Source organism: Rhodanobacter hydrolyticus, from assembly GCF_044904645.1.
In genome coordinates this window covers 2,758,243-2,771,856 of the sequence record NZ_JADIKK010000008.1, presented here as the reverse complement: position 1 = coordinate 2,771,856, position 13,614 = coordinate 2,758,243, and the positions used below count along the sequence as shown (strand labels likewise).

Genomic DNA, 13,614 nt, shown 5'->3' with positions numbered 1-13,614 from the left:
CGATGGCCGACCGCTACGCCAGCTATCCCAGTCTGCGCGACCGCAGCGTGCTGATCACGGGCGGCGCCAGCGGCATCGGCGCGTCCTTCGTCGAACACTTCGCACGGCAGGGCGCGAAGGTGGCCTTCCTCGACGTGGACGAAACCGGCGCGAAGTCCCTGCTCGAAACCTTGCAGGACGTGGCGCACCCGCCGCTGTTCCTGCGCTGCGACCTCACCGATCTCGAGGCCCTGCACGCCGCCATCGCCACCGCACGTGCGCACATCGGCGCGATCGCCGTGCTGGTCAACAACGCCGCCAACGACGTGCGCCATGCGCTGGCCAAGGTTGACGCCGCCGTGTTCGAACGCAACGTGGCGGTGAACCTGCGCCACCAGGTGTTCGCCACGCAGGCGGTGATTCCCGACATGCAGCAGCTCGGTGGCGGCTCCATCATCTGCCTCGGCTCCACCGGCTGGATGAAGAAGAACGCCGGCTACCCGCTGTACGCGATGGCCAAGGCCGCCGTGCACGGCTTCGTCAACGGCATGGCGCGCGAGCTGGGCCAACAGAACATCCGCATCAACGCGCTGGTGCCCGGCTGGGCGATCACCGAGAAGCAGCGCGCGCTGTGGCTGGACGCCGAGGGCGAAGCGGAGATCGCGCGCGTGCAGTGCATGCCCGGCTACCTGATGGCGGAGGACCTGGCGCGCATGGCGCTGTTCCTCGCCGCCGACGACAGCCGCATGTGCACCGGCCAGGACTTCATCGTGGACGGCGGCTGGGTATGAGCGCGCCGATGCAGGCGGCCATGCAAGCAGTACTCGAAGCGCGCAACACACTGGGCGAAGGCATCACGTGGTGCGATCGTGCGCAGGCGCTGTACTGGACCGACATCCACGCATCGACACTCTGGCGCTACACGCCATCCAGCGGCGAGACGAAGCAGTGGCACCTGCCCGAGCGCCTCGCCTCCTTCGCGCTGTGCGAGGCGGACGGCTGGTTGCTGCTGGCGCTGGCCTCGCGGCTGGCGTTCTTCCGCCTCGAAGACGGTGCGCTGCACACGCTGCACGAAGTGGAACCGCAGCTGCCCACGCGTTGCAACGACGGCGCCTGCGACCGGCGGGGCCGCTTCGTGTTCGGCACATTGCACGAACCCGCCGACGGCGGCGCGAAGCAGCCCATCGCCGGTTTCTGGCGCCTGCACGCCGACCTCACGCTGGAAAAGCTGCCGCTGGAAGGCGTGGCGATCAGCAATAGCCTCGCCTTCAGTCCCGACGGCCGCACGCTGTACTACTGCGACTCATTGGCGCGCACGATCCGTTGCTGCGACTACGGCGACACGCTGGGCGACACGCGTCTGTTCGCCGATCTGCGCGACACCGCGGGCGAGCCGGATGGCTCCTGTGTCGACGCCGATGGCGGCCTGTGGAACGCGCAATGGGGCCTGGGCCGCGTGGTGCGCTACCGCACCGACGGCAGCGTGGACCGCATCCTGCCGCTGGACGCGCGTCAGCCCACGCGGCCCGCTTTCGGCGGCACCGCACTGGACACGCTCTACGTCACCAGCGCCCGCGACGGCCTCGACGATACCTCGCTGGCCAGCGAGCCGCTGGCCGGCGCGCTGTTCGCCTCGCAGGTCGGCCTGCACGGCCTGCCTGAGCCTCGCTTTGCAGGCAGGCCGCCAGTGGGCGACACTCCATGACTACGGCAATGTCTGGGAATGCCTCAGCTCGTCATTCCGGCGAAAGCCGGGATCCAGTGACTTCGCACTTCATGCCGAAAGGTGCTGGATTCCGGCTTTCGCCGGAATGACGGCAAGAAACAAGCCGCACGCACGCCATCCCACGGGGAGAGATTGATGAGCATCACCAGCGCAGCACCCGCCGCCAGGCACAGCAAGGCCACCGCCATCTTCGTCTGCATCCTCGCCGCACTGGCTGGCCTGATGTTCGGCCTGGACATCGGCGTGATTTCCGGCGCGCAGCAGTTCCTGCAGAAGGACTTCGGCATCGGCGACGACACCCTCGGCTGGATCGTCAGCGTGATGATGCTCGGCGCCGCGCTGGGCGCGCTGGTGGCAGGCTGGCTGTCCAGCCAGTTGGGCCGCAAGCGCACGATGATCCTCGGCGCCGTACTGTTCGTCGGTGGCTCCGTGCTGTGCGGCCTGGCGCCGACGCCGGAGGTGCTGATCGCGGGTCGCCTCGTGCTGGGTGTCGCCATCGGCCTGGCCAGTTTCACCGCGCCGCTCTATCTCGCCGAAGTCGCGCCGGAATCGATCCGCGGCGCGATGATCTCGATGTATCAGCTGATGATCACGATCGGCATCCTGGTCGCCTTCCTTTCCGATACCGCCCTCAGCTACTCGGGCAATTGGCGCTGGATGCTGGGCATCATCGCCGTCCCCGGCGCATTGTTCCTGCTGGGCGTTGCATTCCTGCCGGAAAGCCCGCGCTGGCTGTTGATGAAGGGCCGCCAAGCGGAGGCGGAACAGGTGCTGCAAAGGTTGCTCGGCGACCGCGATGCCATCGCCAAGGAAGTCAGCGAAATCCGCGAACAGCTCAAGACGCCGCAGCGCGGCCTGCAGATGTTTCTGCAGAACACCAACTTCCGCCGCTCGGTGGGATTGGGCGTGCTGCTGCAGGTAATGCAGCAGCTCACCGGCATGAACGTGGTGATGTACTACGCCCCGCGCATCTTCCAGGGCATGGGCTACGACACCGAATCGCAGATGTGGTTTACCGCCATTGTCGGCCTGGTGAACGTGCTGGCCACCTTCATCGCCATCGGCCTGGTGGACAAGCTGGGCCGCAAGCCCATCCTCTACATCGGCTTCGTGGTGATGGCGATCGGCCTCGGCGTGGTCGGCGCCATGATGAAGCTGGGTATCCATACGCACGGCCAGCAGTATTTCACTGTGGGCATGCTGCTGGTGTTCATCGTGGGCTTCGCGATGTCGGCCGGCCCGCTGATCTGGACGCTGTGCTCGGAAATCCAGCCGCTCAAGGGCCGCGACTTCGGCATCGGCTGTTCCACCTTCACCAACTGGGCGGCCAACTGGCTGGTCGGCCTCTCGTTCCTGCCGCTGCTCAACGGCATTGGCCAGGCCGAGACGTTCTGGCTCTACGGCGCCTTCAACGTGGTGTTCATCGCGCTCACGGTCTGGCTGGTGCCGGAAACCAAGGGCGTTACGCTGGAACAGATCGAGCGCAACCTGATGGCCGGCAAGGCGCTGCGGCAGATCGGGCGCTGAGACGAAACCCACGGCATCCAGCCCCGCGGCCCTTGTGAGCGCCGCGGTTGGTGGAATCGACCTGTCCGCACCTCTGAATGCGCGGCGGCGCGGCGCCTAGCGAGCTGCGCCACCGTCGACCGAGAAGCGGTAAACGATGCGGTTCCGATAGATCTGCCCAGGCGCCAGCCGGGCCGGACCGAAGTCGGGATGATTGGGCGTGTCGGGGAACCGCTGCGGCTCCAGCACGAAGGCATCGCCCTGGCGGTAGATGCGGCCCGACTTGCCCAGGCTGGTGCCGTCGAGGAAGTTGCCCGAATAGAACTGCAGGCCCGGCTGTGTGGAGTAGAGCTCCAGCACACGGCCGCTGTGTGGATCCTCCACCTTCGCCACCCGCCGCGGCGCGGGCGCCTCCGTGCGGCTGATCACCCAGTTCATGTCGTAGCCGTGGCCGAGCAGAAGCTGCGGCTCCTTGCCGTCGCGGATGTCGCGGCCGATCGGCTTGCCCTGGCGAAAGTCGTAGTCGGTACCGGCCACGGCGCGGAACTCGCCGGTGGGGATCAGCGTGTCGTCCACCGGCGTGATGCTGTCGCCCGGAATGGTGACGATGTCGCCGTACACGCTGCCCGAGCCTTCGCCGCCCAGGTTCCAGTAAGTATGGTTGCTGAGGTTGACGATGGTGGGCTTGTCGGTGGTGGCGCTGTAGTCGATGTCCAGCTCGTGGCCGGCCTTGAGCGTGTAGGTGGCAGTGGCGGTGAGCCTGCCGGGGTAGCCCTGGTCGCCGTCGGGGCTGACGTACTGCAGGGTCACGCTGGGTTCGGGCGACTTCACCACCTTCACCACCTGCCACACCACTTTGTCGAAACCCTTCGTGCCGCCATGCAGCGAGTTCGGCCCGTCGTTGATGGTGAGCTGGTAGCTCTTGCCATCCAGCGTGAAGCGGCCCTTGGCAATACGGTTGGCGAAGCGCCCCACCGTGGCGCCGAAGTACTGCGGCTTGGCCAGGTAGTCGTGCAGGTCGGGATAGGCCAGCACCACGTCGGCGAGCTTGCCATGGCGATCCGGCAGCATGAGCGACTGCAGGCTCGCACCCAGGCTGATCACGCGGGCAGTGAAGCCATGGCCGTCGTCCAGCGTCAGCACCTCCACCTTGCGCCCGTCGGGCAGCGTGCCAAAGGTGGCCCGGCTGACATCGGCCGCGGTGCACAGGCATGGCGCAGCCAGTCCCGACAGGAAGAAAGCGCAAACGGCCAGGTGCCTGTTCATCATGCAGTCCCCGCTTCATGGAATGACATCGGGCAAGCCCGATCGCCGACCAACAATAAGACACTTGGCAAGCATCCCTGCACACCTCACCGATATTTCCGGCTGAGACGCGTCGACTCGTCGTGGCCGACATGTCATTGCGCCGCATCGGGCAGTAACCACGCGAGCCGTGGCGGCCGCAGCAGCAGCGACCGTCACGCAGTGGCCACGGCGGCGCGCCGCGTCTGCCATACATAAACCGGCAACCCCAGCGCCAGCAAAATGAGATTCCAGTACGCCGCATCCGCGCCCGCACCAATCACGGCCCAGATCGAAAAGCCGAACGCGGCGCAGGCAAGCAGCGGATCGCGCAACGGCACTGGGCGCCCTTCCCGATATGCCAACACCACGTCCGCCATGGCGCAGAACAGATAGGCAACCACGTTGCTCAAGGTGGTCAGCAGCACCACGAAGGTGAACATGCCGACCATGCCGCGGCTGTAGTTCGCCAGCACCAGCAGGCTGTTGACCACGGCTGCGACCAGCAAGGCCGGTACGGGTGCGCCACGCCTGGATTCGCGCGCGAAGAACTTCGGAAACAGGCCGTCCTGTGCCACCGCCTGCGGGAACTGCCCGGCGATCAGCGTCCAACCGTTGAGTGCGCCGAAACAGGATACGGCGGCGGCTCCCGCGATGAGATAGCTCGCCCAGCCGCCCCACAGGATCTGCCCCGCATCCGCGAACGGCGCCTGCGATTTCGCCAGCACCGGCGCGGGCAGCATGCCCATCACCGCCGCAGTGCAGGTCACATAGACCAGCGCTGCGATCAGGGTTCCCAGCAGGGTCGCGCGCGGAATGGTTTTCTCCGGATCACGCACATGCCCCGCCGGGATGGTTGCGCACTCCACGCCCACGAACGCGAACAGCGTCGCCGTCATGCTGATGTTGATGGCGCTCCACGGCGATCCCGCATCCGTTCCTGGCTTCAGCAGGTGCGGATTGAAATGCGCCAGCCCGAACAGCACCAGGGCCAGCAAGGGCGCGATCTTCAGCACCGTGGTCACCACCTGCACTACGCCCGCGCTGCGCACGCCGGCCATGTTCACGAAGGTGGCCGCCCAGATCGCCGCCAGCGCGGTCAAGGCACCGAACAGCGGACTGGCGCCCACTGCCGGCACGAAAGCCGAGAGATAGCTGGCGAAGGCCACCGCAATCGCTGCGTTGCCGCCGATCGACGAGAACCAGTAAATCCAGGCCACGAGGAAGCCGATGCAGTCACCGAAGGCCTCGCGACTGTACGCATAGGGACCGCCGGCGCGCGGCGCGCGCCTGGCGAGGCGATAGAACACGCCTGCCAGCAACAGTGCGCCCACGGCACTCACCAGCCAGCCCACCAGGCTGTAGCCGCCGTAGGGCGCCAGCGTCGCGGGCAGCATGAATACGCCCGACCCGATCATGTTGCCCAGCACCAGCGCTGTGGCTGTAGCCAATCCGATCTGCCGCTTGCTTGCACTCATGTTCGCTGGTCACCCGATGGAGAGTCTGACTTTGCCCGTCATCCCGGCGCAGGCCGGAAGCGCTTCACAGCAGCGCAGTTGCTCATCCAGTAACGACCATGCCTGTTCAAGCCGCGTGGTTCCTGGATGATTCGCTGCGCTCGCGCCTTCGGGACCGCCTGCGGGCGTTCTGCGCGCTTCGTGCTTGTCTGCGTCGGAATGACGAGGGTTGAGCTGATCGGTCCGACCAGTCGGTGGGTTTATTGCCTGATGTTGTCCCCATGCCCGAGCAGGAGCAGGTAGCTCGCCGCCGACCAGCTGAAGTTCTGCGACTGGTAGCCGTCCCCCGTCAGCGGATCGTAGTTCTCGCGGAACGTGGCCTGCCCCGCCGCTAGCCCCTTCGCGTCGAGTACCAGCCGGCGCGCCATCGCATCGGCCTCGGTGCGGTAGCCGTAACGCCGCAGCGCCTCGACGCCGAACAGCGACTGGTCCATCCACACCGGCCCGCGCCAGTAGCCCTTGATCGGCGAGAAGCGCGGATCGTCGGCGGCCAGCGTGGGAAACGGCATGGTCGTGGCGAACTTGCGCGGATCCATCATCGTCTTTTCGACCGCTGCAGCCTGCGCCGCCGTTGCCACGCCGGCCCACAACGGCGTCCAGCCTTCCGAGCCGTACACACGCACGAGAGCGGGCTCGCCGAGTTTCGCATCGAAGAACCAGCCCAGCTTCGCGTCGTACATGCGCGACTGGATCGCGCGCTTCATCGCGTCGCCCTGCGCCTGCCATTGCTGCTGGTCCTGCGTCTTGCCCAGCACGCCGGCGATCTGCGCCAGCTCCGTCGCCTCGCGGTAGAGATAGGCATTGAGATCGACCGACTCCTGATCCAGCGACCACGCGTGCTCGCCGTTCTTGAGCATCTTCGCGCCGTCGAAACGCACGGCGTTGTCCATGCCGCTTTCCCACGCCGCGGCGATGCGCGTACCGTCGGTGGAACCGAATTCGGCGAGGCCGTTGCGATCGTGGTCGCGATCCGCGAACCACCAGCGGTGGTAGCGCACCAGCTTGTCGTACATCTCGGCGAGGAAGGCGCGGTCGCCGGTGGCCCGATACACCTGCATCACTGCCCAGGTCGCCAGCGGCGGCTTGCTGTCGCGCCAGTTGTCGTCGGCACGATGGATGAAGACGCAGTCGGGCACCATGCCGTCGGCGCCCTGGTAGTCGAACATGGCGCGGATCTGCTCGCGCGCGAGATCCGGCGCGAACCACGCCAGCGCCGCCGCGTGTTTCCACGAATCCCAGGCCCAGAGGCCGTTGAAGTCGGGGTTGGAATAGGAGGGGATCACGCCATCGTGATGCACGTCGCCGCGTGCCGCACGCCAGTTGCCGATCAGGGTGACGACGGCCTTCGCGGCCACGCGTTGCGCCACGTCGTTGGGCAGGCCGGAAAGATGGCTGGCCGCTACGGATTTCAGGTAACCGGCCCAGCGCGTACGGTTGGCGTCCCAGGCGTGGGCATAGTCGATGGCAGGCGGCTCCGCACGGGCGTCGTAACGCAGCGTCTGCACCACGTAGAGCGTGACGGATTGGCCGGCCTCGAGATGCAACGGCTTGTCCAGCGCGATGCGATAGCTGTTGCCCGACACGACGGCATGGTCCGCGACCAGGCCATCGGCATGCAATTGCGTGACGAGCGTGGAAGGCGAGTCGGCAAACCCTTGCACCACCGCGTCGCCATCGCTGGCGAGATGGCTGCCCGGCAACGGCATCGCGCGCCCTTCGATCGCCAGCTCGATATCGCGAGTCTTTCCCGCGCTCAACTCGACGCGCACCAGGGCGTGCCACGAATCCGCGAAGAACAGCGCCTGCCGCACGCTGAGGTCGCTTGCCGAGAACGTGCGCTCCAGCGCGCCCGGCACGGCATGGCTGGCCACTTCCTTGAGCGCGATGTCGCTCTTCCCGCCCTCATCGCGCAACGCCAGCGCGGCGAAGCGCGTGCCCGTCCACTGTCCCGTGCCGAGGCTGTGCACGAAGGGGCCGGAGAAGCCCGCGCCCCTGTCACCGGCACGCGGCAGGCTGTAGCCCTGCCACGCCCCCATGTCGAAGAAGATGTTGAAACTGCGATCTGCCGCAGTGCGCGGCGTACCGTGGAAATCCAGCAGATCCTGATAGTGTGCGACAGGCTGTTGCATCTGCGCAGCGTTCGCGCCAGCGGCCACGAAGGCGGCGACGACGAAGATCAGGGGCCTGGCGAGTGGATGCATGGAATCGTGTCTCCGTATGAACCTGCGCGCGTGGCCAGTCTGCCTCACGGCCTTCCGGAAAAGCCCGCCGGCCCGCATCGCACCCGCCGCGAATGCGACCGGTGCCATGCAGGCCGACGAGCTTCAGCGGGCGGACATCAGAACTTGTACTTGACCTGGAAGTTCACCTCGCGACCCTCGATGGAGCGAGCCAGGATCACGCCGCCGCTGCTGGCGAAGCCGAACAAGCGCGCGTTGCCCTCCGTGATGCCGATCTGGTTGGTCATGTTGGTGCCGCGCAGGCTCAGCACCCACTGCTCGCCGATGTTGGCGTTGGCGCCGAAGCTCAGGTCGTAGTAGCTGCCCATCGGCTGCTGCTGCAGCTGGTCGCTGAAACGATCGCCAATGTGCTCGTAGGTGGCCCAGAACTTCAGGCTGCCCCAGCTGGTCGGCACTTCGTAGGCCGGCGTCACGCGGTACTGGATTTCCGGCTGGCGATCCACCTGCATGCCGTTGATGCTGCTGCACTGGTAGCTGCCGTCCTGCGCCTGGTACGTCACGCAGCCCGAGTAGCGGTTGTAGTGACCATGCATGTAGTTGCCGCTGAGCGCGAGGGAGAAGTTCTCGAACGGCTTGAGCATCACCTGCGCGTTGACGCCATTGGTCATCGAACCGTAGACCAGGCTGACCAGCCCCGTGCTCAACTGGATCGAATACGGCACGCCGATGAACTGGCGGTGGTACACGCCGACGTCCGCGTAGATCCACGACGCCTGGTACTTGAAGCCCATCTCGTAGTTGTGGATGTGCTCGGTGGGCGGGTTGCCGAGGTTCACGATGTCGTCGAAGCTGGGCAGGAACGCGCCGTTGTTGACGCGGCCGTACAGGCTCATGTTGCTGGCCAGCTCGTAGTTGGCGCCCAGCGTCCAGGAAGCCGCGCCGCGGTTCTGGCCGTAGTGGGTCCAGCTGTCGATCAGGTACTCGGCCTGGTTGTTGTAGACGGTGAGGGGGTTGGCGTCGAGGTCGCCCGACGCGGTGTTCTGGAAGTTGCCGCCGATGTTGTCGTGCTGCCAGCGCACGCCGCCGTCGAAGCGCCACTGGCCCACGGTCCAGTTGTCGGCGAGGTAGAACGCCGTGGTGGTGGCGTGCCAGTGCTCGTTGAACGCCATCCACGAGGCCGGGCCGGGCGCCCAGAACAGGCCCTGCTGGTCGGTGAGCTGGTAGACGGTGCCACCGACGTTGTAGTTCACCGCGATCGGGGTCGGGTTGGTCTTCGCCTGCAGCAGCATGTTGAGGCCGTCGTCCTCGGAGTGGTCCATGCCGTACACCGCGGTGTAGTTGCCGAAGGTCAGCGTGTTGCCCTCGAAGATCTCCTTGCTCAGCTGGAACTCGTTGCTGATCGAGTGGATGCGCTTGTGGATGTACTCCGGGTTCTGCACCGTGACGTTCTGGTTCAGGTCCGCCGCCTGGCCGTTGTTGGTGTAGACCGCGGTGGCGGTGCCGCCGGCGGGCAGGCCGAAACCGGCGACGGAGCCGGCGATGAAGTCGCCCAGCGAGCTCGGGTTGGCGCCGGTGCTGAAGAACGCCGTGGTGTCCATGTTGCCGCCGACCAGCAGCGCCTTGTCGGAGAGCGACCAGCCGTTGTCGAAATCCAGGTCGAGGTTGGCGCCGACCACGTGCATGTCGCCGCCCTGCCCGTTGGCCATGTCGATGTTCTGGCCGGTGGGCGTGCAGCCGTTGGTGAAGCACGGCGTGGTCTGGAGGAACTGGTAACGGTCAGCGTTGCTGCCGAAGGTGCCGGTGAGCGGATTGAACCCGGGATACGGCGTGAACTTGCCCGCAGACGGGTTGTAGATCGGCGTGTCGGTGACCCACTGGTTCTTGTCCTTGAGGTCGCGCGCGTAGAACATTAGCGAGCCGTGCTCGAGATCGTGGCTGAGCGTGGCGCTGAGCTGGCCGCCCTTGTCCGAAGGGAACTGCGGATCGCGCACGCCGTCCGACTTGCGCCAGAAACCGCCCACGCTGGCGTACCAACCGCTGTTCGCGCCCAGCGGGAAACCGTAGAAGCCGTCCAGCCGCTCGCTGCCTTCCGATCCGTAGGTGATGCCGATGTCGCCGCCGGGCTTGGAAGAGCCTTCCCGCATGATGAAGTTGGCGATCAGGCCGGGCTGGCCGTTGCCGTACAGCACCGAGGTGCCGCCCTGCACCGCTTCCACGCGGTCGATGGTGTCGTCGAGGCGGAACATCGCGTCGGTAAAGTAATCCCACTTCGGGAACAGCGGCGAGCCGTTCATCTGCAGCGTCACGAAGGGCGCGCCGCTGTCCGACGGGAAGCCGGCCACCTCGATGTTCGCGCCGGTTTCGCCGCCTGACGATTCGGGGTAAACGCCCGGCGAGAGCTTCAGCAGATCGGCCGTGCTGACCGGGTTGAGTTCCCTGATCTGCTCGCTGGTCGCCGTGGTGATCGAGTAGCTGGCGTCGATCTTGCGGATGCCGCCGACCGTTGGCGTGCCGGTGACCACCACCTGGTCCAGCGTCTGTGCGGACTTCGAGTCCGCCGACTGCTGCTTCGTCTTGCCGGTCTTCGCCGGTGCGGCCTGCTGCGTCGATGGCTGCGTGGCGGTGTCCTGCGCAAACGCTGCGCCCGACAACAGCATGAGGCTGATGGCCGCCGCCAGTGCGTGTCGTCGATTGATCCGCTGCTGATTCTTCATGTTGGTCCCCTCCCGGAGTAGTTGTTGGCCTTGGCTGCTGCGCAGGCGTTTCGTACGGACCAGCTCACCGGGCTTGTCGCCTCTTTAGGAGCGGCCGGCTTGGACGCGAAGTCCACGCCTGTGGATGCATCGTATTACAAAATGTTTATTCATACTACAATATGAAAATAGTCATGGCGCCTGCGCGCAAAGCCTCCATTCGCAGCCGAACGGCAGACCAGATGGTCATGTTTCGCGTCGTTTGAATCGAACAAGCAGCCGCCAACGGACGCACCCAGCAGACAAAGACGGGGCCTTGCGGCCCCGTTGCCTTTTCTCGCCGGCAGTCGGCCTGCTCAACCTTCGTGCAGCACCGCATCGAGCTTTTCGAGGAACTCCGCGGCGTCGCGTTGGCTGAACACCACCGGCGGCTTGATTTTCAGCACGTTGTCGGCAGGGCCTTCGGTGGAAAGCAGCACGTGCCGCGCCTTCATCGCCTCGACTACCTGGCTGGCCTTGGCGCGGTCGGGCGTGCGCGCCGCGGTATCGCTCACCAGTTCGGCGCCGATGAACAGGCCGCAGCCGCGCACGTCGCCGATGCAGGCGTGGCGGCGCTGCAGGTCGCGCAGGCCGTCCATCAACAGGTTGCCGACCGCCTGCGCGTTGTCCTGCAGGCGCTCTTCCTGGATCACGTCGAGCACGGCCAGCGCGATGGCGCAGGACACCGGATTGCCACCGAAGGTGTTGAAGTACTCCATGCCGGTGACGAAGCTGGCGGCGATCTCCGGCGTGGTGACCACGGCGCCGATGGGGTGGCCATTGCCGATGGGCTTGCCCACGGTGAGGATGTCCGGCACCACGCCCTGCCGCTCGAAGGCCCAGAAGTGGTCGCCAGCACGGCCGAAACCCACCTGCACTTCGTCCGCGAGGCAGAGACCACCGGCGGCGCGCACGATGGCGTAGGCTCCGCTCAGATAGCCGTCGGGAAGCACGATCTGACCGCCGCAGCCGAGCAGCGATTCGCAATAGAACACCGCTGGATCGAAGCCACGTTCGCGCAACCCAGCGATCTCGGCAGGCAGCAAATCGGCGTAGCGCCTGCCTGCAGCGGCCGGATCGCGGAACGCGCCCTGGTAGACGTCCGGCATGCCGACCACGCCGACGTGCGCCACCTGTCCCTCGCCGCCCTTGCCGTTGAACTTGTACGGGCTCAACTCGACCATCGACGGCGAATGACCGTGGTAGGCGTGGTCGAGCACCAGCACACCGCGCTTTCTGGTGTGGGCGCGCGCGAGGCGCAGCGCAAGGTCGTTCGCCTCGGTGCCCGAATTGGTGAGGAATACCACCGACAGCGGCGCCGGCAGCGTCGCCACAAGGCGCATCGCATACTCGACGATGTTGTCGTGCAGGTAGCGCGTGTTGGTGTTGAGTCGCGCCATCTGCGCCTGTCCAGCCGCCACCACGCGCGGATGGCAATGCCCGACGTGACAGACGTTGTTGACCATGTCGAGGTAGGCCTCGCCATGCTGGTCGTACAGCCATACGCCTTCGCCACGCACGATCTTCAGCGGCTCGCGGTAGGACACGCTGAGCGTGGGGTTGAGATAACGCTTGCGCAGGTCCAGCAGCTCGGCATTGCCGCGCGCGGGTACACCGCCAAGGACGGTTTCGGCGACGGCGCGATCACTCATGGCAGGTTTCCAGGAAAGGGGCGACGATGGCATTCGGGTCGATGCCGGCAAGCGTATGCAGCAACGCGCGCACGCCCTGTTGCGACACCAGCACGAAGGGATTGTCCGGCTGCTCGCGGTGCGCACGCGTAGCCATCAGCACACTGTGGCAGAGGCGCGCGACGATGAAGTCGTACAGTTGTTCCAGCTCGACCCGCGTCAGCGGGCACAGGTCGAGGCAGCCGCGCACGATCGCCTGCGCGCAGGCCACGGGATCGGCCTCGTGCTGCATGGCATAGGTGCAGGCGATGGCGAGTTCGCACAGTCGGAAGCTGGTGCACATGTCGCCGAAGTCGATGATCGCGTCCACCTTGCCGCCACCCTGCCCGTCCAGCACCACGATCACGTTGAGGTCGTTGGCGTCGTTGTGCAGCACGGTGATCGGCAATTGTGCGCGCCACACCGGCAGCTTGGCGCAGAACGATTCCGCCTGCGCCGCCACGATGGCGCGCAGCGCTGCGTCCTCGATATGGGCGATCTCGCCGCGTACCGCAGGCAGACTCATCAGATTCCAGTCCTGCGCGCGGCCCGCGGCAGGGTGCCGGAAATCCGCCAGACCGCGGATCAGCAGGCCCACGGCCCGGCCCAGGCTTTCGTGCAATGCCGGGCGGCGATTGGGCGACACCGCGGTGATAGCCTCGGCATAGGTCATGCCAGGCACGAAGCTCAGCATGCGCACATGCTGCACGCCATCTTCCATAAACAACGCCAGCAAGTGCTCGCCATCGATGCTGGACATCACGCGCGGCCATTGCAGCGAGGGTTCGCGCGCAGCCAGGGTCAACATGGCCTGGTTTTCCAGATCCAGGTCGGCGTAGGCCCACGACGGGTGCGCCACCTTCAATACGTAGTCGCCGTGCTCGCCGCTGATGCGGAAATTCTGGTCGGCATACGATGGCAGCGCACGCACCTCGCCACACACGCGCCAATACCTGTCTGCCAACGCCAGCGCAGCTTCGGGGGACAAGGTGGACACGGGCGAGCACCCTCGTGACGGAA

General features: G+C 66.1%; 9 protein-coding genes. 3 read left to right on the top strand and 6 right to left on the bottom strand.

Features of this window, described 5'->3' with window-relative positions:
• Window positions 1-2: 2 nt before the first annotated feature.
• The 3 genes from ISP25_RS15035 to ISP25_RS15025 all read left to right on the top strand — a co-directional run bounded on the left by ISP25_RS15035 (window position 3) and on the right by ISP25_RS15025 (window position 3,232).
• A complete protein-coding gene (locus tag ISP25_RS15035; RefSeq protein ID WP_192157891.1) occupies window positions 3-770 on the top strand; it encodes an SDR family NAD(P)-dependent oxidoreductase in 768 nt (255 codons plus the stop codon).
• Between the two features lie 20 nt (window positions 771-790).
• Window positions 791-1,684 carry an SMP-30/gluconolactonase/LRE family protein gene (locus tag ISP25_RS15030; protein ID WP_404615032.1) on the top strand — a complete coding sequence of 298 codons (894 nt, stop codon included), beginning with the start codon at window positions 791-793 and terminating at the stop codon, window positions 1,682-1,684.
• 156 nt (window positions 1,685-1,840) lie between these two features.
• Complete coding sequence (locus tag ISP25_RS15025) at window positions 1,841-3,232, top strand: sugar porter family MFS transporter (RefSeq protein ID WP_404615030.1); 1,392 nt, start codon at window positions 1,841-1,843, stop codon at window positions 3,230-3,232.
• Between the two features lie 96 nt (window positions 3,233-3,328).
• Here the strand turns inward: ISP25_RS15025 and ISP25_RS15020 are convergent, their stop codons facing one another.
• The 6 genes from ISP25_RS15020 to ISP25_RS14995 all read right to left on the bottom strand — a co-directional run bounded on the left by ISP25_RS15020 (window position 3,329) and on the right by ISP25_RS14995 (window position 13,591).
• Complete coding sequence (locus tag ISP25_RS15020) at window positions 3,329-4,477, bottom strand: aldose epimerase family protein (RefSeq protein WP_404615028.1); 1,149 nt, start codon at window positions 4,475-4,477, stop codon at window positions 3,329-3,331.
• Window positions 4,478-4,671: 194 nt separating this feature from the next.
• Window positions 4,672-5,973, bottom strand: coding sequence for an amino acid permease (locus ISP25_RS15015; protein ID WP_404615026.1), 1,302 nt, complete (start codon window positions 5,971-5,973; stop codon window positions 4,672-4,674).
• Between the two features lie 239 nt (window positions 5,974-6,212).
• Window positions 6,213-8,213: an MGH1-like glycoside hydrolase domain-containing protein gene (locus ISP25_RS15010; protein ID WP_404615024.1), complete on the bottom strand. Its 2,001-nt coding sequence runs from the start codon at window positions 8,211-8,213 to the stop codon at window positions 6,213-6,215.
• Between the two features lie 137 nt (window positions 8,214-8,350).
• Entirely contained in the window at window positions 8,351-10,906 is a 2,556-nt protein-coding gene (locus ISP25_RS15005) for a TonB-dependent receptor (protein WP_404615022.1), read from the bottom strand.
• Window positions 10,907-11,241: 335 nt separating this feature from the next.
• Window positions 11,242-12,576 (bottom strand): aminotransferase class III-fold pyridoxal phosphate-dependent enzyme, encoded by a 1,335-nt coding sequence (locus tag ISP25_RS15000; RefSeq protein WP_404615020.1) that lies wholly within the window; start codon window positions 12,574-12,576, stop codon window positions 11,242-11,244.
• Window positions 12,569-13,591, bottom strand: a complete 1,023-nt coding sequence (locus ISP25_RS14995) for a phosphotransferase (RefSeq protein WP_404615018.1) — start codon at window positions 13,589-13,591, stop codon at window positions 12,569-12,571. The genes ISP25_RS15000 and ISP25_RS14995 overlap by 8 nt, the downstream gene beginning before the upstream one ends.
• Window positions 13,592-13,614 lie beyond the last annotated feature (23 nt).

What these genes read in the sequence shown, in the direction of transcription:
- ISP25_RS15030 (WP_404615032.1), top strand. Translation starts at nt 791, where the DNA reads ATGCAAGCAGTACTCGAAGCGCGCAACACACTGGGCGAAGGCATCACG.
- ISP25_RS15010 (WP_404615024.1), bottom strand. Translation starts at nt 8,213, where the DNA reads ATGCATCCACTCGCCAGGCCCCTGATCTTCGTCGTCGCCGCCTTCGTG.
- ISP25_RS15035 (WP_192157891.1), top strand. Translation starts at nt 3, where the DNA reads ATGGCCGACCGCTACGCCAGCTATCCCAGTCTGCGCGACCGCAGCGTG.
- ISP25_RS15020 (WP_404615028.1), bottom strand. Translation starts at nt 4,477, where the DNA reads ATGAACAGGCACCTGGCCGTTTGCGCTTTCTTCCTGTCGGGACTGGCT.
- ISP25_RS15005 (WP_404615022.1), bottom strand. Translation starts at nt 10,906, where the DNA reads ATGAAGAATCAGCAGCGGATCAATCGACGACACGCACTGGCGGCGGCC.
- ISP25_RS15025 (WP_404615030.1), top strand. Translation starts at nt 1,841, where the DNA reads ATGAGCATCACCAGCGCAGCACCCGCCGCCAGGCACAGCAAGGCCACC.
- ISP25_RS15015 (WP_404615026.1), bottom strand. Translation starts at nt 5,973, where the DNA reads ATGAGTGCAAGCAAGCGGCAGATCGGATTGGCTACAGCCACAGCGCTG.
- ISP25_RS15000 (WP_404615020.1), bottom strand. Translation starts at nt 12,576, where the DNA reads ATGAGTGATCGCGCCGTCGCCGAAACCGTCCTTGGCGGTGTACCCGCG.